This window comes from Curtobacterium sp. NPDC086286, from assembly GCF_044746255.1.
Lineage (GTDB): Bacteria > Actinomycetota > Actinomycetes > Actinomycetales > Microbacteriaceae > Curtobacterium.
Window position 1 is genome coordinate 17496 of sequence record NZ_JBIVBW010000008.1, and the last position, 24069, is coordinate 41564.

Consider the following 24069-nt stretch of genomic DNA (forward strand, 5'->3'; position numbering starts at 1 on the left):
TTATCATCGGGGTACTCGAAAAGGGAGCCATCATGGTCGACGTCCATCGCGTCAAACTCCCCGGAGTCGGCGTGCTGCACAGCTTCTACACCGACGACGGTGGCAAGTGCGGTGTCATCACGCACCGGTCGGGTCACTCCGACCTCATCTCCTTCGCCGACGTCTCGGACGGCGCCGACAAGTCGGAGAAGGTGTCGCTGCGCCTCAGTGAGGACGAGGCGCACACGCTCGCCGAACTCCTCGGCGGCACGCGCATCACCGAGGGTCTCGACAAGCTCGACGAGATCCCGGGCCTCAGCATCGACTGGTTCTCGGTCGACTACGACGACGCCATCGCCGGCAAGCCCCTCGGCGACCTGCACGACTCGGGCTTCATCGGCCTGACCGTCGTGGCGGTCGTCCGTGGTGACAGCGCCAACCCGGCCCCGTCGTCCGACTTCGTCGTGTTCCCGGGCGACACCATCGTCGTCGCCGGTGCACCCGAGAAGGTCGCGAAGGCGTTCTCGTTCTACCGCAGCGGAGAGCTTGCGGCCGCTGCGGCCGAGGCCCCGCCGAGGAGCTAGCCCGTGCACCTGGGTGGTGAGCTCCTCACCATCGGCATCCTCTTCATCATCGCCTACGTCCTCGGACGACTCGGCAAGACGATCGGGCTGCCCGCGATCCCGATCTACATGGTCGTGGGGCTCATCGCGAGTCCCCACACCCCGTGGATCGGGCTGAACGTCGAGTCGCACACGATCGAGCTGATCGCGACGTTCGGGCTCATCCTGCTGCTGTTCAACCTCGGGTTGGAGTTCGACCAGGAAGAGTTCTACGGCAACGCCGGCAAGCTCCTGGTGTCCGGTGGCACGTACGTCGCCATCAACATGGGCGTCGGGTTCGCCTTCGGGTTCTCGCTCGGGTGGGGCACCCGCGAAGCCCTCATCATCGCCGGCATGACGGCGACCTCGTCGAGCGCGATCGTGACGAAGCTCCTCATCGAGCTCCGTCGCCTGGCGAACGACGAGACCCCGATGATCCTCGGCGTCACCGTGATCGAGGACGTCTTCATCGCGATCTACCTCGCGATCGTCTCGGTGGTCCTCTCCGGCGACACGAACGTGTGGGGTGTCGTCGGCAAGCTCGCGCTCGCGTTCGGGTTCCTCATCGTGATGTTCACGCTGGCCCGGTTCGCCGGCAAGTGGGTGTCCCGGATCTTCGCGACCCGTGACGACGAGCTGTTCACCGTGCTGTTCTTCGGCCTCGCGGTCATGTTCGGCGGCATCGGCGACCTGCTCGGTGTCACGGACGCGATCGGGGCGTTCGTGATCGGCCTGCTCTGCGGCGCCACGCGCTACCGCGACCGCATCGAACAGCTCGCCCTGCCGATGCGCGACGTGTTCGCGGCGTTCTTCTTCGTGAACTTCGGGCTCGGGCTCGACCTGTCGACCTTCGGCGAGGTGCTCTGGCCGGTGCTCGGTGCGATCGGCATGACCGTCGCGCTGAACGCCATCGCGGGACAGCTCGTCGCGCGCATGAACGGCTTCAACATCCAGCAGGGGATCAACACCGCCGTCATCCTGGTGAACCGCGGCGAGTTCGCGCTGATCCTCGCGACGCTCTCGGCCGCTGCCGGGCTCGAAGCCCGCATCACCGCCTTCGCGGGCCTGTACGTCCTCGTCATGGCGATCCTCGGGCCGTTGCTCGCGGTCAACTCGGACCGCATCGGTCGCCTCGTGATCCGCCCGGCCCGTCTGGCACGCCTGCGGACGCGTCTCGGCGGCCGTCGAGCGGTCGCAGCGGCTGCCGCGGCCGAGGCGGCAGAGGCCGAGTCGGACGCCGCCGCTGCCGCTCGTCGGGCGGAGCGGGACCGCCAGTTCGCCGAGGAGTTCGCCCTGGTGGAGGCCGCTGGCAGCCAAGAGCGGGAGAATGAGTCTCCGGAGACGGTGTCCGAGCCCCGGACGTCGTCGGTCGAGACCCCCGCCGAGCGCCCCGAGCGCCCGGTCCGCCAGCGCGATCCGGAGTACTGATACAGATGTGGGCCGTAGCCCGACGACCGAGGTGGATCGCGCTGCTGTTGCTGGCGCTCGTGCTCGCGGCGGTGTTCGCCGGGCTGGGCAAGTGGCAGCTCGAGCGGAGCATCGCCAACGGCACCCCCCTCCCCGCGACGACCGAGAACCGGAAGAGCCTCGACGCCGTGACCGGGCCGATGCAGCCCGCGACCGAGAAGATGGCCGGGCAGAAGGTGACGGTCACGGGGACGTTCGTCGCCGGTGACACCACCGTCCTGACCGGCCGGACCGGTGGCGGGACCTACCAGACCGTCGGACACCTGGTGGACGACACGAGCGGCGCGAGCCTCCCGGTGGTGATCGGGTGGTCCGACCAGCGGTCCGCCGCCGTCGCCGGTGGTGATCGTCTGGCGGACGGCACGCGGCTCACGGTCGAGGGGCGCTACTACCCGGCCGAGTCGCCCGACCAGGACACCTACGACAAGGGCGAGTACTCGGCGGTCGCGCCGGCCCGGTTCGTGAACACGTGGAAGGCGTTCGACGACCGGATGTACCTCGGGTACGTCGTCGCCGACGGCACCACGGCGAAGGCGGCCGACCTCGGCACCATCGCCGACCGGGCGCCCTCGCGCGAGGTCCAGTTCGACTGGCTCAACCTGTTCTACGCGATCGAGTGGGTCGTGTTCGCCGGGTTCGCCGTCTTCCTCTGGTACCGGTTCGTGAAGGACGCCTGGGAGCGTGAGGAAGAAGAGCGGCGTGAGGCCGCACTCAGCGTCGACGGTGCCCTCGTCGACCGACGGTAGGATGGCCGATATGGCTCTGACCGTCCGTACCCGCGACATCCCGAAGATCCCGGGCGCGGTGAAGTGGTACCGCGTCTCGGCGTACATCACCGGCGTGCTGCTGCTCGCCCTGGTGGTCGAGATGGTCATCAAGTACACGCCGCTGCACCTCGAGATGCAGCTCGGCGGCGGTGCGTTCTTCGTGCCGGAGGGCACGGCGGGCAAGGAGCCCGGCACCTTCAACCTGTCGATCGGCATCCTCATCGCCCACGGCTGGCTGTACGTGCTCTACCTCTTCACCGACTTCCGTCTGTGGAGCATCATGCGCTGGAAGCCGATCCGCTTCCTGCTCATCGCCCTCGGGGGCATCATCCCGTTCATGTCGTTCGTGGTCGAGCACCGCATGCAGAAGATCGCCATGGACACCTACCACGAGCTGACCGCTGCCCAGCAGCGTGAGAAGGAGGCCGCTCGGTGAGCGAGACCGAACAGCGTCCCGTCCTCGTCGTCGACTTCGGTGCCCAGTACGCGCAGCTCATCGCGCGTCGGGTCCGTGAAGCGAACGTCTACAGCGAGATCGTCCCGCACTCGATCACGGCGGACGAGGTCCGTGCGAAGGACCCCGCGGCCATCGTGCTGTCCGGCGGCCCGTCGTCCGTGTACGAGACCGGTGCGCCCGCGCTCGACGGCGACATCCTCGACCTCGGCGTCCCCGTGCTCGGCATCTGCTACGGCTTCCAGGCCATGGCGACCGCGCTCGGTGGCGAGGTGGCGAACACCGGGCTGCGCGAGTACGGCGCGACCGACGTCACGCTCTCGCCCGGCACGAGCACACTCCTCGGCGACCAGCCGGAGTCGCAGGTGACCTGGATGTCCCACGGCGACTCCGTGGCGAAGGCACCCGAGGGCTTCGAGGTCCTCGCGTCCAGCGCCTCGACCCCCGTCGCCGCGTTCGCCTCCGACGAGCGCAAGCTCTACGGCGTGCAGTGGCACCCCGAGGTCAAGCACTCGGTGTACGGCCAGGCCGTGCTCGAGAACTTCCTGCACCGTGCCGCCGGGCTCCCCGGTGACTGGAACTCCGCGAACGTGATCGAGGAGCAGGTCGAACGCATCCGCGCACAGGTCGGTGCCGCCCGGGTCATCGCCGGACTCTCCGGTGGCGTCGACTCCGCCGTCGCCGCGGCGCTCGTGCACAAGGCCGTCGGCGACCAGCTCACCTGCGTCTTCGTCGACCACGGGCTCCTCCGCGCCGACGAGCGCAAGCAGGTGGAAGAGGACTACGTCGCCTCCACCGGTGTGCGGCTCATCACGATCGACGCCGAGCAGCAGTTCCTCGACGCCCTCGCCGGCGTGAGCGACCCGGAGCAGAAGCGCAAGATCATCGGGCGCGAGTTCATCCGCACGTTCGAGGCCGCGGCCGAGGCGCTGGTGCTCGAGGCCCAGGCTTCCGACTCTGATGCCGAGGTCAAGTTCCTCGTGCAGGGCACGCTCTACCCGGACGTCGTCGAGTCCGGCGGTGGCTCGGGAACGGCGAACATCAAGTCGCACCACAACGTCGGCGGTCTCCCCGACGACATGACGTTCGAGCTCGTCGAGCCGCTCCGCACCCTGTTCAAGGACGAGGTCCGCGCCGTCGGTCGCGAGCTCGGACTGCCCGAGGTCATCGTCGGTCGCCAGCCGTTCCCCGGCCCGGGGCTCGGCATCCGCATCGTCGGCGAGGTCACGAAGGACCGTCTCGAGCTGCTCCGCGCGGCCGACAAGATCGCCCGCGAAGAGCTCACCGCGGCCGGCCTCGACGAGGAGATCTGGCAGTGCCCGGTCGTCCTGCTCGCCGATGTCCGTTCCGTGGGCGTCCAGGGCGACGGTCGCACGTACGGCCACCCCATCGTGCTCCGTCCGGTCTCGTCGGAAGACGCCATGACCGCCGACTGGACGCGCCTGCCGTACGACACCCTCGCGAAGATCTCGAACCGCATCACGAACGAGGTGCCCGACGTGAACCGGGTCGTGCTCGACGTCACGTCGAAGCCGCCGGGGACGATCGAGTGGGAGTAGTCCTCCCGCGCTGACGGCCCGGCACGCGTCCTGCGTGCCGGGCCGTCCCGCGTCCGGAGGCCGGTCGGCGAGGTCGTGCGTGCGGCGAGGTCGTGCGTGCGGCGAAGTCGCACGATCTGCCGCTCGCGGCGAGGTCGTGCGGCACGTTGTGCGACCTCGGCGATGCACGGGCGGCACGTTGTGCGACCTCGGCGATGCACGTGCGGCATGTCATGCGATCTCGGCGTGGGAGGGTCGTCGGCCGCCCCTGACCCGGGAACGACGAAGGGCCCCGGCGTGTTCGCCGGGGCCCTTCGGGTCGTGCCGAGTACTAGTTGCGCTGGCTGCTCGCCACGATGGCGAGGATGCGCAGGATCTCGAGGTACAGCCACACGATCGTGACGATGAGCCCGAACGCCGCCGTCCACGCGTAGATCCGGGGAGCGCCACGACGGACGCCGGTCTGGATCTGGTCGAAGTCGAGGATCAGCGAGTACGCCGCCATGACCACGACGAGGATGCCGATGATCACGCCGAGCGGGATGCCGAAGATCTCGAACCCGAGGGCACCGAACGCGGTCTGCGTCACGCCGGTCCACATGAGGACCAGGTTGATGAGCGAGAACACCAGGTACCCGACCATCGCGACGAGGAAGAAGCGCGTGGCCTTCGGCGTCGCGCGGACCTTGCCGGAGGCGAACAGCGCGAGCGTCACGGCGAAGACACCGAGCGTGCCGAACACGGCCTGCACGACGATGCCGCCGAACGCGTTCTGGTAGTAGTGCGAGATGCCACCGACGAACAGGCCCTGGGCGAAGGAGTACGCCAGGACGAGCCCGGGCGACGGCTTCTTCTTGAACATGTTGACGAGCGCCAGCACGAACCCGGCGACGGCGCCGATGATCCAGACGATCATCGGTGCGTTCCAGCCGGCCACGGCACCCACGACGAGCACGCCGAACGCGAGCAGCGTCTTGACGATGGTGTCCTCGTACGACATGCGGTCCGTGTCGACCGTGCTGGCCGCCGGGCGGTCGTACATGTACTGCAGCTGCTCGGGGGTCATCCCGCCCTGTGCCTGCTGCGGGGTCTGTCCCCAGCCGGCCTGCTGCTGACCAGCGCCGCGCCCACCCCAGGTGTTGGGCCCCTGGTTGTTGAAGGCGGGGGACTGGTCGAAACCGGGCTTGAAGGCCATGGTGTCCTCTTCCTTGGAGATTCGAGTCCTCTCAGCCTAGGTGGGCTCGGTCGCGGAAGGCTGAGGATTCGCGGCGAGCGGAAGCGGCCCCGTGGGGACCCGACGAGCGCAGCCTACGGTCGTGCGCTGCGTGCGCGCCCCGAACCGGCCCGGAGCCCGCCGACCGCTCACGGCGAGGGTCGGAACGGACCGGCACCGCGCCTCCTGGATCAGCAGTGCGCGCGCAGCGCGACCTCGGTACCGGTGGTCTCCGACCACAGCCGCGCGCCCTGCGTGTACGCGACCCGCACCGGACCCACCGAGCCGCCGTCGCGCGCATCGCGGCGGACGTGCACGACGAGGTCGGCGGCATCGCCCGCGGCGACCGACGCGCCGAGCGCCGGTTCCGGCTCGCCCCAGTGTGCGGGGACCGGCCACTCGTCCGTCCCGTACCGGACCGGGTCCGTCGCACCGTGCGGGTACCGGACCACGAACGCGTCGACGATGCGCACGCCGTCCCCCGGTGCGGACACCGCGCTGACGACGATCGGGTCGCCCGTCGGGTGGTCGAGCATCGCGATGCCGACGGTGGCGTCCGTGCGACCCTCCATGCAGACCTCGCCCCCGCCCTCGGCGAGGTGCAGGGGTGCCGATCCGGAGGCCGGCACGACCCACGCCGCGACGCCGACCAGCACCGTCGCCGCGGCGACGCTGCTCCGCTTCCACCCCCGGTCGAGCCCCATGCCGTGAACCTACCGGCCCGGGGACGCCGCGCGCCGGATGTGGCCGTAGTGTCGGGGCCATGACCCTGGTGATCGCCCACCGCGGCGCGTCCGGCTACCGTCCCGAGCACTCGCGGAGCGCGTACGAGCTCGCGATCGAACTCGGTGCCGACGCGATCGAGCCGGACCTCGTGCCCACGAAGGACGGCGTGCTGGTGCTGCGGCACGAGAACGAGGTCTCCGGCACGACCGACGTCGCCGACCACCCCGAGTTCCGGCACCTGCGCACGACGAAGACGGTCGACGGGCAGAAGACGACGGGCTGGTTCACCGAGGACTTCACGTGGGCCGAGCTGCGGACGCTGCGGACCCGCGAGCGCCTCCCCGCCCTGCGACCGGGGTCGGCGGAGCACGACGGCGAGGAGCCGGTCCTCCGCCTCGAGGACCTGCTCGCGATCCTCGACGCGGCTCCCCGGCCGGTCGGACTCGTCGCGGAGATCAAGCACGCCGACTTCTTCGACCGCGCCGGCTTCCCGATGGGGCAGCTCCTCGACGGGGTCCTCGCCGAGACCGGGTGGCGCGGGGACGAGCGCCTCACCGTCGAGAGCTTCGAGAAGGGGGTGCTGCGGGACCTCCGGGAGCGCGGGACCGGCGGGCGGCTCGTCTACCTCCAGGAGGCGCGGGGCAGCGCGGCGGACGAGGTCGCGTCCCACGGGTCGTTGGCTCCCACCTACGCGGCCGAGCGGTCCGACGACGCGCTCACAGCCTTCGCGACGGAGTTCCACGGCATCAGCGTCGACCTGGGGACGCTGATGGCCGGGGTGGACAGCGTCGCGCTCGAGGATCCGGCACCCGTGCGGAGCGTCGTCGTCGACCGCGCGCACGAGGCCGGGCTCGCCGTGTACACGTGGACGCTGCGACCGGAGAACCGCTTCCTGCCGGCGCCGTTGCGTCGTGGCGGCGAGGTCGCGGCGTTCGGCGACTGGGAGCGGTGGTTCACCTCGGTCGTCCGCACCGGCGTCGACGGGGTGTTCGCCGACCACACCGACCTGGCCGTGCTCGCCCGCTCGGCTGTCGGAGGCCCGGCCTAGACTGTCCCGGACATGACGATCGTGCTCGACCCCTTCGACTCGACGCCCGGCCGTGCTGACGGTTCCGGCGCCGGTGACCGCGCCTACGACGACCCCTTCACCGCGGGTCTGAACCCCCAGCAGAAGGAAGCCGTCGAGTACCGCGGCGAGTCCCTGCTCATCGTGGCGGGTGCGGGCTCCGGCAAGACGAGCGTGCTGACCCGCCGCATCGCCCTGCTGCTCGCCAACCGAGAAGCCTGGCCGTCGCAGATCCTGGCGATCACCTTCACGAACAAGGCCGCGGCCGAGATGCGCGAGCGCGTGCGGGCGCTGGTCGGGCAGGCGTCCGAGGGGATGTGGATCTCCACCTTCCACTCGGCGTGCGTGCGGATCCTCCGGCGCGAGGCCGAGCGCTTCGGGTTCGCGCAGTCGTTCACGATCTACGACTCCGCCGACTCGAAGGCCCTGCTCAAGCGGATCATCAAGGAGCTCGAGGCGGACTCGCTCGGGCTGACCGTCGGCGCTGCGGCCTCGAAGATCTCGAAGCTCAAGAACGAGCTGCAGGACATCGACTCCTACGCCCGGAACATCAACGCGAACGACCCGCAAGAAGTCATGTTCACCGAGGTCTTCCGGCGGTACACGAACGAGCTGCGCCGGGCGAACGCGTTCGACTTCGACGACCTCATCGGCCAGACGGTGTTCCTCTTCCGCGCCTTCCCCGAGGTCGCCGCGCTCTACCAGCGCCGGTTCCGGTTCATCCTCGTCGACGAGTACCAGGACACCAACCACGCGCAGTACGCCCTCATCCGCGAGCTCACGCGGCCGGTCCCGGTCGAGCAGGTGGACAAGCTCGAGGACGCCGGGCAGCACGTCGCCCGCATGCGCGAGGCCGACGGGTCGATCGCCCCGGCGTCGCTGACCGTCGTCGGTGACTCCGACCAGTCCATCTACGCCTTCCGCGGGGCGGACATCCGCAACATCGTCGAGTTCGAGCGGGACTTCCCGAACTCGAAGGTCGTCCTGCTCGAGCAGAACTACCGGTCGACGCAGAACATCCTCGACGCCGCGAACGCCGTCATCGCGAACAACTTCGACCGGCAGGCGAAGAACCTCTTCACGGACGTCGGCGCGGGCGACAAGATCGTCGGGTTCACGGGCTACACCGGGCACGACGAGGCCCAGTTCGTCGCCGACGAGATCCAGCGCCTGCACGAGGACGGCATGTCCTACCGCGACATGGCCGTCTTCTACCGGACGAACTCGCAGACCCGTGCGCTGGAGGAGATCTTCATCCGTGCGGCGATCCCGTACCGGGTCCTCGGCGGCACGAAGTTCTACGAGCGCGCCGAGATCAAGGACGCCATGGCGTACCTGATCACCGTCGCCAACCCGGCCGACCCGATGGCACTCCGACGGGTCCTCAACGTACCGAAGCGCGGCATCGGCGCGGTCACCGAGACCACCCTGCAGCGCTACGCCGACGAGCACGAGACGACGATGCGGGACGCCCTCCGGCACGCCGACGAACTCGGATTCGGGCCGAAGGTGCGCAACGCGATCACGGCGTTCGCCGCCCTGCTCGACGACGTCTCGTCCCGCGCCGGTACGCAGCCGGTCGTGGACACCCTCACGCAGCTGCTCGACGGCTCGGGGCTGCTCGAGAACCTCCGGAAGTCGCCCGACGCGCAGGACGCCGCCCGTGCGGACAACATCGACGAGCTCGTCGCGGTGACGCGGGAGTTCCAGAAGAACAACCCCGAGGGCACGCTGTCCGACTTCCTGACCGAGGTCTCCCTCGTCGCCGCGGCGGACGAGCTCGACGACTCGTCGGGAACGGTGTCGCTCATGACCCTGCACACGGCGAAGGGGCTCGAGTACGACGCGGTGTTCCTCACCGGCGTCGAGGAAGACCTGCTGCCGCACCGGATGTCGGCGAACGAGCCGGGTGGCCCGTCCGAGGAACGCCGGCTCTTCTACGTGGGGATCACCCGCGCCAAGAAGTCCCTCTTCCTGTCGCTCGCGATGACCCGCGCGCAGTTCGGTGACGTCAACGTGGCGATGCCGTCCCGCTTCCTGCAGGAGATCCCCGAGGGGCTCATCGAGTGGAAGCAGTCTCCCGGCATGGCGAACAGCCGCGGCGGGACCGAACCCCGGGCCCTCAACGCCCGACGGGGCGGCGGGATCGGCGGCTCGGGCGGCGGCGCCGGCGGCGGGTACCGCGGCGGTGGCGGCTGGGGCGGTGGCTCGTACGACCGGGCGGCCGCAGCGCAGAAGACCCGTCCGAAGACCGAGTGGGCGAACCGCGTGTCCGGGCAGGTCCGCGACAACGGCGACATGGAGCTCGTGGCCGGCGACCGCATCAAGCACGTCGACTTCGGCGAGGGGACGGTCTCGGCCGTGACCGGCATCGGCGCCAAGCGCATCGCCGAGATCGCGTTCGACTCCGCGGGCCGCAAGAAGCTCCTCATCAAGATCGCGCCGATCGAGAAGCTCTGAGGCGCTGAGCCCCTGACGCCGACGCGCCCGGCCATGTCGGGAGCGCGCTGCCGCACGTGACAATCGCGGCGAGGTGAGGTTAGCCTTACCTAACGTGACAGCCCTCATCGAATTGTTGACCTCTGCCAACGCCGAGCGCTACCGGACCACCGTCACCACGACGGTCGACCGGCTCGCGGACCGCATCTCCGACGTCGACCGACCGACGACCGACACCGCCGCGGACGAACTCCGGGCCCGCGTCGCCGCCGTCGACCTCGACGCGGAACCCCTCGGTACGGACCGGGCGCTCGCCGAGCTCGACGACCTGTTCGTCCGCGAGGCCGTCTGGTTCCACGACCCGGCGTACCTCGCCCACCTCAACTGCCCCGTCGCGCTGCCCGCGGTCGCGGCGGAGTCGGTGCTCGCCGCCGTGAACACCTCGGTGGACACCTGGGACCAGTCGCGGATCGGGACCGACATCGAGCGGCACGTGGTGGCGTGGCTCGCCGGGCGCATCGGGTTCGCGAGCGGTGACGGGGTGTTCACCTCGGGCGGGTCCCAGTCGAACCTGCAGGCGCTGCTGCTGGCGCGAGAAGCAGCGACGGCCGCGACAGCCGCGACGGCCCCGATGCTCACCGTCTTCGCCACCGCCGAGTCCCACTTCAGCGTCCGCAAGTCCGCCCGGCTCCTCGGCCTCCCCGACGACGCCGTCGTCGACGTCCCCACCGACCAGGCCGGCCGGATGCGTCCCGCGGCCCTCGCCGAGGCGATCGCGGCCGCCCGCACGGCCGGCCGCACCCCGATGGCCGTCGTCGCCACGGCGGGCACCACCGACCGCGGCGTGATCGACCCGCTCGAGCCGATCGCCGACGTGTGCGACCTCGAGGACGTCTGGCTCCACGTCGACGCCGCGTACGGCTGCGGCCTGCTCGTGTCCCCGACCCGTCGGCACCTGCTCGACGGGATCGAGCGTGCGCGGAGCGTGACCGCCGACCTGCACAAGTCGTTCTTCCAGCCGGTGTCGTCGAGCGCCCTGGTCGTCCGCGACCCCGCCGACCTCCGCCGCACGGCCTGGTACGCGGACTACCTCAACCCCGAGGACGCCGCCGAGCCGAACCAGGTCGACAAGTCCCTGCAGACCACCAGGCGGTTCGACGCGCTGAAGCTCTGGGCGACCCTCCGAGCGTCCGGCGCCGAGGCCGTCGGGCGGGCGTTCGACGCGGTGATCGACCTCGCGACGGAGACGCACGCGATCGTCGACGAGCACCCGGACCTCGTGCTCGTCGCGCCGACGCAGCTCAGCACGGTGCTGTTCCGGTGGCAGCCCGCCGGCGTGACCGATGCGGACGCCGACGCACTGGTGGCTCCGATCCGTGCGGCCCTCCTCGCCGAGGGGCGGGTGCTCATCGCGAAGACCGTGATCGACGGGCGCCCCTGCAACAAGCTGACGCTGCTCAACCCGGAGACGACCCCGGCGCAGATGCGCGCCTCGCTCGACCACGTCGCGGCGACGGCAGCGCGCGTCCGCGCGGCCGCCTCCGCCCCGGAAGGAGCAACGCGATGACCACCGCTGACGACCTCCGGACCGCCGACCAGACCGTCGACCGGCCCGCCGACCGCCCCGTCCACGACCTGATCGGCATCGGCATCGGGCCGTTCAACCTCGGCCTCGCCTGCCTCACCGACCCGCTCGACGACCTCGACGCGGTGTTCCTCGACGCCGCCGACGGCTTCGCCTGGCACCACGGCATGATGCTCGACGACGCCACGATCCAGGTGCCGTTCATGGCGGACCTCGTGACGATGGCGGACCCGACCTCGCCGTTCTCGTTCCTGGCGTGGCTCAAGGAGACCGGTCGGCTCTACCCGTTCTACATCCGCGAGGACTTCCACCCCCTCCGCAGCGAGTACGACGCGTACTGCCGGTGGGCCGCCGACCGGCTCGACACCCTCCGCTGGGGCCGCCGGGTCACGGCCGTCGAGCACGACGTGACGACCGACCTGTTCACGGTGCACGCCGAGACCGATCAGGGCCCCGAGACGTACCGCGCACGCCACGTCGTCGTCGGCATCGGCACGGAGCCGTCCGTCCCCGCACCCCTGCGGGGCATCGACGGGCCGGCGATCCACTCCGCCGAGTTCCTGCCGAACCGTGACGCCCTGCGCCGTGCCGGGTCGATCGCGGTGATCGGCAGCGGCCAGTCCGCCGCCGAGGTCTACCGCGAGCTGCTCGAGGACGTCCGGCGGGACGGCTACCGCCTCGACTGGATCACCCGCTCGCCGCGGTTCTTCCCGATGGAGGACACCAAGCTCACGCTCGAGATGACGAGCCCGGAGTACACGGACCACTTCCACGCCCTGCCCGAGGACGTCCGCGACCACCTCGGTCGCGAGCAGCGCGGGCTGTACAAGGGCATCAGCGCGGACCTCGTCGACGCGCTGTACGACCAGCTGTACCGGCTCAGCGCGCCGGGACCGGTCCCGACGACGCTCCGCACCGAGACCAGCGTGGTCGACGCCGTCTGGCTGGCGGACCGGGGGACGTACCGGCTGACCCTCCGGCACGAGCAGCTCGGCGAGACGTACGAGCACGAGGTCGAGCGGCTGGTCCTGGCGACCGGGTACCGACCGCGGTCCGCGGCGTTCCTCGCACCGGTCGAGCACCTCGTCGCCCGCGACTCCCGGGGGCGCCTGGCGGTCGCACGCGACCACCACGTCGACCGACTCGGCGGCCGCATCTGGGTGCAGAACGCCGAGGAGCACACGCACGGCCTCACCGCACCCGACCTCGGCATGGGGGCGTGGCGGAACGCGTCGATCATCCGGTCCGTCACGGGTCGGCCCGTCTACGGCCTGGAGGCACGGATCGCCTTCCAGGAGTTCGGCCTGCCCGCCTCCGCCCGCTCCACGGCACGTGGCAGCACCGCGGACGGCGCGCCGCCCCGGCACGCGACCGAGCGCGCGGAGGTCTCCGCATGACCGTCGACGCGACCACCCTGCCGGACGTGACCGAGGTCGGCGGGGCCGAGCCGCGCCTCCTGGCCGTCGAACCCGTGGACCCGGATCGTGACGCCGCCCTCGTGCAGTCGTGGCTCGCGCACCCCGCGTCGTCGTGGTGGAGCATGGGGCACCTCGACGTCGACGCGGTGCGGACGTACCTCGCGGACGTGCAGGCGGATCCCGCGCAGGCCGCGTGGCTCGGCCGTCGTGACGGCGTCCCGGTGTTCCTCGCGGAGACGTACGACCCGGCCCGGGTCCTGCTCACCGACGTGTTCGCCGCCGAACCCGGCGACGTCGGCATGCACCTGCTCGTCGCGCCGCCGCCCGCCGACGGACGGGTGCACGGACTGACGAGCGCCGTCATGTGCACCGTCGTCGAGCACTGTCGCGACGTCCTCGGAGCACGCCGCGTCGTCGTCGAGCCCGACGTCCGGAACACCGCCGTGCACGCGAAGAACGCCGAGGTCGGGTTCCGCGTGCTGCGCGAGGTCGACGTCGACGGCAAGCGCGCCCTGTTGTCCGTGCTCGACACCGACCGGATCGGGCTGCCCGAGGGCGACGGGCTCGCGGCGCACCTCCGGCCGGAGCACCTCGAACCGGCCCAGCGGCACCTCGTGGCGAAGGCGATCGCCGAGTTCACGCACGAGCGCCTCGTGGAACCGCAGCCGGACGGCGACGCCTGGCGGCTCGACGCGGGGGAGTCGACCTACCGGTTCCGCGCGCGTCGGCACGTGCTCGAGCACTGGTCGATCGACGAGACGTCGCTGACCCGCACCCGTGCCGGTGCGGCGGCCCCGCTCAGCGCGCAGGACCTCGTCCTCGAGCTGCGCGACGTGCTCGGGGTCCCCGACGCGCTGCTCGGCACGTACCTCGAGGAGATCGCCTCCACCCTCGCGAGCGCCGCCGCGAAGCACCGTCGCGGTGGGCCATCAGCCGCGCAGCTCGCACGGGGGCGCACGGAGGGGACCGACCGCGTCGTCGCATCGTTCCAGGACGTCGAGTCGGCGATGACCGAGGGGCACCCGGCGTTCGTGGCGGCGAACGGGCGGATCGGGTTCGGGCTGGACGAGTACCGCGCCTACGCTCCCGAGGCCGGCGGTCGGTTCCGCTACCGCTGGCTCGCCGCACGCCGGGCCTGCACGCACCTCGCGCTCGCCGCGGACCGCACCGAGCGCGACCACTGGGCGGCCGAGCTCGACCCGGAGACCACCGCCGGGTTCCGGGCCGTTCTGGTGTCCCGGGGACTCGACCCCGACGACTACGTCTGGATCCCCGTGCACCCGTGGCAGTGGCAGCACCGGATCGCCGTGACGTTCGCGCCGGACCTCGGGCGGCAGGACCTGGTCGACCTCGGGGAGGGGCCGGACGAGTACCAGCCGCAGCAGTCGATCCGGACGGCGTTCGACCGCTCCCGCCCGGAGCGCTCCTACGTCAAGACGGCGCTCGCCGTGCAGAACATGGGGTTCCTGCGGGGGATGTCGCCCGCGTACATGCGGAACACCCCGGCGGTGAACGACTGGGTCGCGGCACTCGTGTCCGCGGACGAGACGCTGGCCGGCGCCGGGTTCTCGGTGCTCCGGGAGCACGCGGCCATCGGGTACACCGGGGACGCCTACCACCGGGTCGACGTGTCCTCACCGCAGCGGAAGATGCTCGCGGCGCTGTGGCGGGAGAGCCCGCTGCCGCGGGTGACCGACGGCGAGCGACTGCTGACGATGGCGGCGCTGCTGCACCGGGACGCCTCGGGTGACGCCGTCGTGTCGGCGCTGATCGAGGCATCGGGCCTCCCTGCCGACGAGTGGGTGCGGCGCTGGCTCGACGCGTACCTGCTGCCCGTGGTGCACTGCCTGACCGTGCACGACCTGGTGTTCATGCCGCACGGCGAGAACCTCGTGCTCGTCGTCCGTGACGGGGTCGTGGTGCGCGCGGTGATGAAGGACATCGGCGAAGAGGTCGCGGTACTCGGGCGGCACGCCGACCGCCCGGTGCCCGCCGACATCGAGCGCATCGTGCACCCGGTGGACGACGACGAAGCGGCGCTGGCCGTGTTCACCGACGTGTTCGACGGGGTGCTGCGCTTCGTCGCGGCGATCCTCGACGACGACGGGGTCCTGCCGGAGTCGCGGTTCTGGCAGGTGGTGGGGGAGTGCGTCGACGCGCACGCCGCGGCCCACCCGGGGCGCCGGCGACCGCTGGACCTGCGGGTGCCGGCGTTCGAGCACTCGTGCCTCAACCGGCTGCAGCTGCGGAACACGCTGTCGATGGTGGACCTGGCGGACCAGTCGTCGTCGCTCATCCGGGCGGGGGCGATGCCGAACCCGATCGCGCGGTAGCGCGGGCGCGCGCGGCGCGGGGCGCGCGGCGCCCCGCCCCGCGCGCGCGGCGGCTGGGTCGGTTCGCGTTCGCACAACCAAAGTGCGCTCGAGCCACGGGATTGCGTGGTTCGAGCGCACTTTGGTTGTGCGGCCGGCAGGCCAGCGGCCGGCCGCCGCCCGCGGCGCGCTACGGCTGCAGCCGCGCCGCCGACCACGCGCCGTCGGCGAGCACGTACTGCAACCGCCGGTGCATCCGGTCGCGGCTGCCGTGCCAGAACTCGACGCGGTCCGGCTCGAGTCGCCACGCCACCCAGCCCTCCGGGCGGGGCACGTCGTCCTCGGACTCGTCGAGCAGCGCGTTCGCGTCGTCGATGAGGTCCTGCAACGTCCGGGGCTCGAGCACCGAGGACTGGTCGGCGATCGCGGTGGCGGCGCGGGACTTCGGCGACCGGTCGGCGAACAGCGCGTCGGACTCGGCGTCGGAGAGCTGCACGGCCCGGCCCTCGAACCGCAGCTGCTGCATGGTCTCCCGCCAGTACACCTGGAGCGCGGCGAACGGGTTGTCGTCGAGCTGCCGGCCCGTCGGGCTGAGCGTCGAGGTCCCGAACACGAGCCCCCGGTCGTCGAGCCGCTTCACGTCCACGGTCCGCGCCGAGACCCGGCCGTCGGACCCCGCGGTGGCGAGCGTCATCGACATCGGCTCGGACACGTCGCCGTCCCGCGCCTCGTCGATCCAGGTGCGGGCGACGTCGAACGGTGATGCTGGCGGGTCGGTGTACTCCGGGAACGCGAACGAGGTGTCACCGGACAGCGGAGCGGAGGGCATGCCCCCACCCAACCGCGATCAGCCCGCCCACGTCCAGGTTGCCGGGGGACGGCCGCCACGGACCGCGGCCGTGGCCGGTGCGTCGGCCCGGACGAGCGCCGGGTTGGTCCGCAGCGCCCGGTTCGTGTTGCCCGGGTCCGGCTGCACGCCCGTCAGTGCGGTCTGCAGCGCGGAGGCGTCGGAGGTGGTGAACACCTCGCCGAGCAACGCGCGCGTGAGCGGCAGGTCGCGCCAGATCCGGGTGCGGACGTGGTCGAGGGCGGCTCGGATGATCGCGTCGTGGTCGAACGGGAGGCGCGGGTCGTCTTCCCCGGGCACGCGCCAGACCGCGGGTCCGGCGGCCGAGGGCGGGGCCACCACAGCGGCCGCCGCGGCCGGCGTCGGGGTCGTCACCGCCGGTGCCACGACGGCCAGGAAGGCGACGCTGATCGCGGCGCTCCGCGGGTCGCGGTCGGGTCCGTCGAACGCGCCGACCTGCGCGAGGTGCCGGACCGCCGCCGCGTCGATCCCGGTCTTGGTGCGCAGTGCGCGTCGTGCACCGTCGGCGAGGAGTTCCGCACCCTCCAGGAGCACGCCGGGGAGCGCCTCCTGGCCCGCGTACGGTGCGTACTGCCGACGCGCGGTGGCGACCCGCAACCCGTCGCTCGTCGTGAACGACATCGGGACGACGTCGATCGCGATGAGCGGCTGGTCGCGGGCCGCCGAGGTGGCGTCGGTCACGCCGTCGCCCGACGGGCCGCGCGGTCGGCGCGCTCGGTGCGTTCGCGGCGGAGGGTCTCCCGCACGTCCGCGAACGACTGCAGGACCCGGAACCGGCCGTCGACCCACACGGGCTGGAGCAGGCTCGTCGCCTCGTCCTCGGCGGTGGCCTGGTCGGTCTGGCGGATCTCGCCGGTTTCGTCGCGGTGCAGGGCGATCCGTCCCTTCGCGCTCTTCTTGCCGCTGCCCGTCTTCGGGTCCTTCTGGATGTCGACGGGCTCGCCGTCCACCAGCGCCCAGGTGGCCTTGACCGCGCTGCCGAGGTTGTCGCGGGTCATGTACTGGTACGTGTACGAGCCGATGCCGAGCACGATGTTGTCGCTCGCGTAGCCCTTGGCGGCGAGTCGCTCGTAGATGCGGCGGGCACGGTCGAGGGTGATGCTGTCGCCGTAGATCACGCCGATGTGCTGGTCGAGGACCTTGAAGCCCTGGTCGTTCACGGTGTGCCCGAAGATCTCGTCGAGGAGCTCCACGACACCCTTCTCCTCGTGGCTGCGGGCCGGGTCGGTCAGTGCCGCGGTGTCGACCCCGTGCACGGTGCCGGTGACGATGTCCACCGGGTCGCCCGAGTCCGGGCGGATGACGAGCTTGCCGTCGCGACCCGTGATCCGGTCCTTGAGCTGCGGCAGCGTCTCGGTGATCACCTTGAAGAGGTCGAACCCGTCGCTCACGGCCGACACGATGCCCGTCGGGTACACGTCGAGGATCTGCTCGAAGGTCGCCAGCTCGCCCTCGGCGCCGCGCACGCACATCACGCTGTGCTCGGTGGCCGGGACGCTCGCGGCCACCCAGCCGTTGTCACCCGGGTAGTAGCGGTCGATGAAGTCGAGCGACGGCATCGAGTCGGTGCCGAGGAACGAGAGGAGGTGCCCGGCGCCACCGGCCGCGGCCGACTCGATGCTCGACTGTCCCCGGAAGGAGAAGTCGTGCGCGGCGAAGTCGATGCTGGCCGGGTCGGCGCCGGTGCGGGCGGCCCAGTCCTCCATGAGGTCGCGGTACTCGAGTGCCTTCGTCGCGACGGTCGACGGGTGCCAGATCGAGGCCGACAGTGCCGTCTCGATGTAGTTCGGCAGCCAGAAGAACTCGTCGACGGTGTTCTCGACGGTGAGGGTCGCGACGCCGATCGGGGCGAGGGTGCCCTCGGGGAGCGCGCGGATCTCGAGCGGGAGGTACCCGAGGCGGTGGAGTGCCCGGACGTGGTCGGTGCCGATGTGGTTCGGGCCGAAGTACCCCTGCAGTGCCTGCTCGAACAGGCCGGCGACCTCGTCCTCGTCCGCGGCGAAGAACGGCGCCCACGCCTCGACGAGCGAGCGCTGGATGAACGCCTGCAGGCCGAACACCACGGCGTGCGTCGACTCGGGCATGTGCGCGTTCGAACGGTTCGTCCAGTTGATGAGGATCCGGGTGGTGCCGGCCGGGTAGACCTGCCGGTGCGAGTGCTTGTAGCCGTCGACGGCGAGGAGCGGGGCGATCGGGCTCGGGCCGGTGAAGCGGGGCGCGATGCCGGTGGTGCCGTCGGTGCCGGTCGTGGTGGTGTCGGTCTGCGTCATCGGATCTGCTCCGTCAGGTAGGGGGTGAGTTCGATCGTGCGCAGGCCCTCGATGGCGTTCTGCGCGGGGTAGGAGTCCGTCGTGACGATCTCCCCGAAGTGCTCGGCGAGCTGCGGGGCCCGGCCGGAGAAGACGCCGTGCGAGACCCAGAGGCCGAGGCGGTCCTTCGTCAGCCCCGTCGCGGTCGCGAGGCCCATGAACGTGCCGCCGCCGTCGCAGATGTCGTCGACGACGAGCAGGCGACCGGTGTCCGGCAGCGGCTCGCACGTGAAGCCGTCGAGCTTGCCGGTGTCCGGGTTGCGGTGCTTCTCGGCGCGGAACACCGGCCGCCCGCAGGCGTCGGCGACGGCGGAGGCCCGCGCGACCGCGCCCTTGTCGGGGGCGATGATCCCGCTGTAGTCCGAGCCGGCGACGACCTGGTCGCGGACGACGGTCTCGCTCGTGACCACGGTCAGGCGCTCCACCAGGTCGACGATCACCGGCGAGTGCGGGTCGAACGCGATCACCTGGTCGATCCCGAAGCCGTTGATGACGTCCGCGTAGACCTTCGCGCCGAAGGGGAGGCCGCGGTCCTGCCGGGCGCCGGGCAGGTACGGGACGAGGGCGACGGACCGGGATCCGCGCTGCCGGACGGCGTCCGCCCACATGCCGAGCATGAGGAGGTCGTCGCCGTTCGTGCCGCGCAGGGTCGCGATCTCGATGAGGTCCCCCGCGTCGGCGTCGTGTGCGACCTTGACGTGTGCTTCACCGGCGGGGAACCGCATGGTGGAGAACGTCGGTGTCGCCTGGGTGCCCCGGGTGGTCCGGGTGCTGAGTTCGACTGCCATGACCCGACCGTACCACGGTATTTGTCAGTGTGACAAGAACCGGCGTACGATCAGGGAACCGGAACCTGCACCGACACCAGTTCGCCGTCGCCGAGGTGCACCAGCGCGGAGCCGACCTGCACCCGTTCGACGATGCTGCTGCGCGGCAGGCGCATGCCGAGCAGGTCGCCCTCGGTGATCGCCTGCGGGCTGAGGAGCGCCCCCGACCGACGTCGCTTCATGTCCACCTGCCAGCCCGTGAACCCGACGCCGAACTCGGCCGTCAACCCCGCCGCGACGATGGCCTGCCCGTTGTCCGCCGCGCTCTTCACGAAGCCCTGCAGCCAGCTCTTCGCGGGTGCGTCCTTGACGAGCTCGGCATCGTCGATGACGAGGACCCGGCGGCCGGGCTGCCCGTCGAACAGCGGCGCGAGGTCGGCCTCGGTGACGTCGACGCCCTCGTGTGCGCCGAGGACGCCGGGCTCGGACGCGAGGGCGCGCAGGGGCGACTGCCTCGGGGTGACGAGCACGATCTCGCCCCCCTCGCGCAGCACCGACCGTGCGATCGAAAGCAGGACGGAGCTCCGACCGGACTTCGCCGGACCGCCCACGACGAACGAGCCCGCGGCCGCGAGGTCCGGCCCGATGGCGGTGAGGTCGTCCCCGCCGATGCCGACGAGGCCGAACAGGGCGGCGTCGTCGTCGCGCATCTCCCACGCCCGGTCGAACGGCACCGGCCCGGACAGCTGGTCGACGCGGAACGGCCGACGCGCCCGCTCGACGGAGCGGTCGCGTTCGGTCGCGAAGGTCGCGAGCGCGGTGATCGCCGCGGCCTGCGACTGGCCGGTGCCGGCGGCGGCGAGCAGGGCGATCTGCGTCTCGGTGGCGGACTCCGACGCGAACGCCCGTCCGTCCGGGACCTGCTCGGGCAGCTTGCGGGGGTTGAGCGATGCGAGGCCGTAGTCACCGCGGTCGGAGAGCCGGAGGACGAGCTTGTCCTCGACCAGGGTCGCCATCCGGCTCGACAGGAGCTGACGGTCCCCGGTGACCACCAGGTGGATGCCGACGCTCGCCCCTTCGCGCAGGAGGGTCATCACCTGGTCGGTCGGTGCACCGTGGTCGAGTTCGCCGAGCGAGCCCACGAAGCCCTCCCACCGGTCGAGCATGAACACGATGTGGGGGAGCCGGTCGGCGGGCACGACCGCCGCCGCGCGCTGCTCGACGATGCTCGCGAACCCGCCGTCGGCGAGGACCTGCTGCCGGCGGGCGAGCTCCTGGGTGAGCTTCGTGAGGAGACGCTGCGCGCGTTCGGTCTGCACGCGCTGCACGACGGCGCCGGCGTGCGGGAGGGCCTGGATCGGCAGCAGCGCACCGTTGCCGCAGTCGAGCGCGTACACGTGGACGTCGGCTGCCGAGGTGTTCCGGGCGACCGCGGCGGCGATCGTGCGGAGCACCTGCGACCGACCGCTCCGCGGAGCACCCACCACGTAGAGGTGTCCGTCCGAGTCGAGGTCGAGGCTCCGGACCCGCTGCGCCTGCTCGGCCGGGAAGTCCTGCAGCGCGAAGGGCAGCGGGCCGACCCGGGCATCGGTCGTGCTGCTGTCGTCGAGTTCCCACGCCCGGTCGTTCAGGTCGGTGAAGAGGAGCGTCTCCGGCAGGGCGTCGAGCCACGGACGGTAGGGGGCCGGTCCACCGAGCTCGGTCGCCGCCTCGGCCACCGCACCGACCAGCTCCTGCAGGTCGGTGCGTTCTTCTGCCTGCAGCTCCTTCGACTTCGGTGGTGCCGGTGGCGTGGTGCCGAGCGACGACCACGAGACGGCTCCGGCCCAGACCTGCTTGCGTCCGGTCGACAGCCCCGGACGCCGGCCGCCCACCCGACCGGCCTGGAACGGCAGCAGCGCGCCGGCCCCGAGCCGGATGTACCCGCGGCCGGGCGTGCTCTTCTGGATCTGCGCCGCGTCACCGGCGTCGATGACGTCGGTGCTCTCGCTCGAGTCCGTGACGCGGAGCGCGATCCGGAGGTTCGTGTTGGCGCGGATGTCGTTCGACACCACACCCGTCGGACGCTGCGTGGCGAGGATGAGGTGGATGCCGAGCGACCGTCCCCGCTGTGCGATGTTGACCAGGCCCGTGACGAAGTCCGGGAGCTCGCGCACGAGACTCGCGAACTCGTCGATCACGATGAGCAGGCGCGGCATCGGCGGCAGCGGCTCACCGCGGACGAGGCGGTCGACGTAGTCCTCGATGTCCTTCGCGGCGGCGTCGGCCAGCAGGTGCTCGCGGCGACGGAGCTCGGCGCCGAGCGACTCGAGGGCGCGTTCCACCAGGTGCGTGTCGAGGTCCGTCACCATGCCGACCGTGTGCGGCAGCGGCGCGAAGTCGCGGAACGCCGCGCCGCCCTTGTAGTCGATGAGGACGAAGTTCATGCCCTCCGGGGTGTTCGTCGCCGCCAGGGACGCGACGATCGTCTGCAGGAGTTCGGACTTGCCCGACCCGGTCGTGCCGGCGACCAGGCCGTGCGGGCCGTCCTTGCGGAGGTCGAACGCGAACGGGCCGTCGAGGCTCTCGCCGACGACCACCTCGGTGGTGCGCGCACGCACGTTCCACTTGCCCGTGATCGCCCGCGCCGTCGGCGGTTCCAGCAGCATCACGTCGAGCAGTCGCGACGACGACGGCAGCCCACCGGCATCGCTCTCGTCGTCGGCGTCGACCATCGGCGCCACCGCCCGGGCGACGGTCTCGAACCAGCCGTCCGGGATGCGGTCCGGTCGGACGTCGGTGACCGTCGCCTGACGCTGGGCGGCGACACGGATGCGCTCCGGACCCACCGTGACGACGACCGAGCACTCCTCGGGCAGCAGGCGTGCCTCTTCCTCGATGCAGATCGCCCGGACGCCGACCGCAGGGCCCTCCTTGAGGATGCGGATCAGGCCCGGCAGTGCGCGCAGCCGTCGAGCGCCGTCGAGCACCACGACCACGTCGGGACCGGGGATCCCCCGCACGTTCGACTCGCGCATCGCCCGCTGCCGTGCGTCGATGAGCTGCCCGATCTCGGCGACCCGCGCGCCCAGCGTCTCGGCGTCGTTGCCGATCGCGATGACGGCGTCCTGCCCGAACCCCGGTCGCGCCTGCGGCACCCATCGCAGCCACGCCCACTCGTCGGCGGACTGCGCGTCGGTGAGCACCACGAACTGGGTGTCCCGCGGGCTCTGCAGCACCGCGAGCTGCGCCACGAGCCACGACGTGAGGTGCCTGGTGTGCTCGTCGCGTCCGGCGACACCGACCACGCCGTGCTCGCCGAGGTCGACCACGACCGGCACGTCCTCGGCCAGCTTGTCGACCGCCCGCCGGTGCTCCAGCGCTGCCGGGTCCTCGAGCACGACGCCCGACGGCACGTCCGCCGTGCCGACGCGCAGCGTGAGGTAGTCGGGGTCGGTCCGCCGACGTTCCCACAGCCGGGCGCGACGGCGCAGGGCGATGTCGAGCACCGTCGCCGGATCGGGCGCGCTGGTGCGTGACTCGCGCTGATACCGGACCACTGCCTCCAGGGCGTCCGCCTCGACCGCCTTCTTCGTCTCCTCGTACTCGGCCACCCGCTGCCGGTGCGTCTTCTTGCCGTTGCGGCGGTCCCACCAGGCGTTGCCGAACATGATGATCGGCGACATGAGGCCGAAGGCCAGGTACGCGACGTTGTGGAAGATCGAGATCATCACGGCCGCCATGCCGAGCGGCGCGAGTGCCGCGATGATCGGGATGGAGCGGCGCGACTGCTGCCCCGGCGCGGCCGGCAGCTTGAAGACCGTCGGGGTCTCCTCCGGCAGCAGGCGCGGCGGCCGGGTGTAGTCGAGCGTCCCGCCACCTGGTGTCAGCGTGATCGCCGCCCGGTCGGCGTCGGGGACCGCGACCGACAGCAGCGTGTCGCCGATCGTGACGACGCTGCCGGGCTCGACGGGCGTCTCCTCGTCGAGCTCCGTGCCGTCGAGGAGGACGCGCGAGCCGCGCGTCGGGATGATCGAGAACCGCCGGTTGAGGTCGAGGCGCAGGATCGCCGCGTACTCCGGGGCGGTGCGGTCCGGCAGGTGCACCGTGGCGTCCGGAGCGGAACCGACGTGTGCGATGCCCGCGTCCAGCACCACGACCGTGCCGGCTCCGGGCCCGCCCACGATGCGGACGCTCGGCAGGTCGGCCGGCAGCGGGAGGACCGGCGCGGGGGCGCCGAAGGTCAGGCGGGACCCCTCGAGCAGGACACCGTCACCGAGCCGGGCGTGCGGGGTCGTCGGGACGGCGTCGACCGCGACCTCGACGATGGACTCGGCGCTCAGGCCGAAGCGACGGGCGACGATCTCGACGACCTCGCCGAGGACGGTGTCCTCGTCGCACTCGACCACGAAGTCCGCCGTGGCGTCGGTCGGCAGGTGGGTCGCGGTGAACGTCAGGCGCACGTGGCACCTGCCACGTCGTGGGTCCTGGTCGTCGCGGAGCACCCGGTCGAGGCCCCCCGCAGCGTCGTGCTGCCGCTCATGCGTCGATTCTCGCAGGTTCCTGCGCCGTGCAGGCCG

The 24069-nt window shown here is 71.5% G+C and carries 17 protein-coding genes; 10 read left to right on the forward strand and 7 right to left on the reverse strand.

Translation table 11 applies throughout. From position 1 onward, the window contains the following. Positions 1 to 32: 32 nt before the first annotated feature. The 5 genes from ACIPKM_RS14775 to guaA are packed head-to-tail and all read left to right on the forward strand — an operon-like array spanning position 33 to position 4828. The gene (locus ACIPKM_RS14775; RefSeq protein ID WP_022906983.1) at positions 33 to 563 is read left to right on the forward strand and encodes a cation:proton antiporter regulatory subunit; all 531 of its coding nucleotides are present in this window, start codon (positions 33 to 35) and stop codon (positions 561 to 563) included. 3 nt (positions 564 to 566) lie between these two features. Beyond that, positions 567 to 2009, forward strand: a complete 1443-nt coding sequence (locus ACIPKM_RS14780; protein ID WP_071302132.1) for a cation:proton antiporter — start codon at positions 567 to 569, stop codon at positions 2007 to 2009. A gap of 5 nt (positions 2010 to 2014) precedes the next feature. Then, complete coding sequence (locus ACIPKM_RS14785) at positions 2015 to 2794, forward strand: SURF1 family cytochrome oxidase biogenesis protein (RefSeq protein WP_071294786.1); 780 nt, start codon at positions 2015 to 2017, stop codon at positions 2792 to 2794. A gap of 10 nt (positions 2795 to 2804) precedes the next feature. Then, on the forward strand, positions 2805 to 3251 hold the full coding sequence (locus ACIPKM_RS14790; protein ID WP_070417720.1) for a DUF3817 domain-containing protein: 447 nt from the start codon (positions 2805 to 2807) through the stop codon (positions 3249 to 3251). Continuing rightward, positions 3248 to 4828, forward strand: a complete 1581-nt coding sequence (gene guaA, locus ACIPKM_RS14795) for a glutamine-hydrolyzing GMP synthase (protein ID WP_071294785.1) — start codon at positions 3248 to 3250, stop codon at positions 4826 to 4828. The genes ACIPKM_RS14790 and guaA overlap by 4 nt, the downstream gene beginning before the upstream one ends. A gap of 310 nt (positions 4829 to 5138) precedes the next feature. Here guaA and ACIPKM_RS14800 read toward each other — a convergent pair whose 3' ends face one another. Continuing rightward, positions 5139 to 6002, reverse strand: a complete 864-nt coding sequence (locus ACIPKM_RS14800; RefSeq protein ID WP_070417722.1) for a Bax inhibitor-1/YccA family protein — start codon at positions 6000 to 6002, stop codon at positions 5139 to 5141. Between the two features lie 209 nt (positions 6003 to 6211). Beyond that, a complete protein-coding gene (locus tag ACIPKM_RS14805; RefSeq protein WP_071302131.1) occupies positions 6212 to 6724 on the reverse strand; it encodes a hypothetical protein in 513 nt (170 codons plus the stop codon). 59 nt (positions 6725 to 6783) lie between these two features. Between ACIPKM_RS14805 and ACIPKM_RS14810 the strand changes: the two genes are divergently transcribed. From ACIPKM_RS14810 to ACIPKM_RS14830, 5 genes are all read left to right on the forward strand, one after another. Beyond that, positions 6784 to 7794, forward strand: coding sequence for a glycerophosphodiester phosphodiesterase family protein (locus ACIPKM_RS14810; protein ID WP_071302130.1), 1011 nt, complete (start codon positions 6784 to 6786; stop codon positions 7792 to 7794). Between the two features lie 12 nt (positions 7795 to 7806). Further along, positions 7807 to 10272, forward strand: a complete 2466-nt coding sequence (locus ACIPKM_RS14815) for an ATP-dependent helicase (RefSeq protein ID WP_070417725.1) — start codon at positions 7807 to 7809, stop codon at positions 10270 to 10272. Positions 10273 to 10366: 94 nt separating this feature from the next. After that, positions 10367 to 11818, forward strand: coding sequence for a pyridoxal-dependent decarboxylase (locus ACIPKM_RS14820; protein ID WP_071302129.1), 1452 nt, complete (start codon positions 10367 to 10369; stop codon positions 11816 to 11818). After that, positions 11815 to 13233 carry a lysine N(6)-hydroxylase/L-ornithine N(5)-oxygenase family protein gene (locus ACIPKM_RS14825; protein WP_071302128.1) on the forward strand — a complete coding sequence of 473 codons (1419 nt, stop codon included), beginning with the start codon at positions 11815 to 11817 and terminating at the stop codon, positions 13231 to 13233. The genes ACIPKM_RS14820 and ACIPKM_RS14825 overlap by 4 nt, the downstream gene beginning before the upstream one ends. Beyond that, positions 13230 to 15587 carry a GNAT family N-acetyltransferase gene (locus tag ACIPKM_RS14830; protein WP_071302127.1) on the forward strand — a complete coding sequence of 786 codons (2358 nt, stop codon included), beginning with the start codon at positions 13230 to 13232 and terminating at the stop codon, positions 15585 to 15587. The genes ACIPKM_RS14825 and ACIPKM_RS14830 overlap by 4 nt, the downstream gene beginning before the upstream one ends. A gap of 169 nt (positions 15588 to 15756) precedes the next feature. Here the strand turns inward: ACIPKM_RS14830 and ACIPKM_RS14835 are convergent, their stop codons facing one another. The 5 genes from ACIPKM_RS14835 to ACIPKM_RS14855 are packed head-to-tail and all read right to left on the reverse strand — an operon-like array spanning position 15757 to position 23952. Beyond that, positions 15757 to 16395: a pyridoxal 5'-phosphate synthase gene (locus tag ACIPKM_RS14835; RefSeq protein WP_071294778.1), complete on the reverse strand. Its 639-nt coding sequence runs from the start codon at positions 16393 to 16395 to the stop codon at positions 15757 to 15759. A gap of 18 nt (positions 16396 to 16413) precedes the next feature. Then, positions 16414 to 17115 (reverse strand): NUDIX domain-containing protein, encoded by a 702-nt coding sequence (locus ACIPKM_RS14840; RefSeq protein WP_402737019.1) that lies wholly within the window; start codon positions 17113 to 17115, stop codon positions 16414 to 16416. Further along, complete coding sequence (locus tag ACIPKM_RS14845; protein ID WP_402737020.1) at positions 17112 to 18704, reverse strand: nicotinate phosphoribosyltransferase; 1593 nt, start codon at positions 18702 to 18704, stop codon at positions 17112 to 17114. The genes ACIPKM_RS14840 and ACIPKM_RS14845 overlap by 4 nt, the downstream gene beginning before the upstream one ends. Next, positions 18701 to 19531 carry a phosphoribosyltransferase family protein gene (locus ACIPKM_RS14850; protein WP_071302126.1) on the reverse strand — a complete coding sequence of 277 codons (831 nt, stop codon included), beginning with the start codon at positions 19529 to 19531 and terminating at the stop codon, positions 18701 to 18703. Before ACIPKM_RS14850 ends, ACIPKM_RS14845 begins: the two co-directional genes overlap by 4 nt. Before the next feature lie 50 nt (positions 19532 to 19581). Beyond that, positions 19582 to 23952: an FtsK/SpoIIIE domain-containing protein gene (locus ACIPKM_RS14855; RefSeq protein ID WP_071302125.1), complete on the reverse strand. Its 4371-nt coding sequence runs from the start codon at positions 23950 to 23952 to the stop codon at positions 19582 to 19584. Between the last annotated feature and the right edge of the window lie 117 nt (positions 23953 to 24069).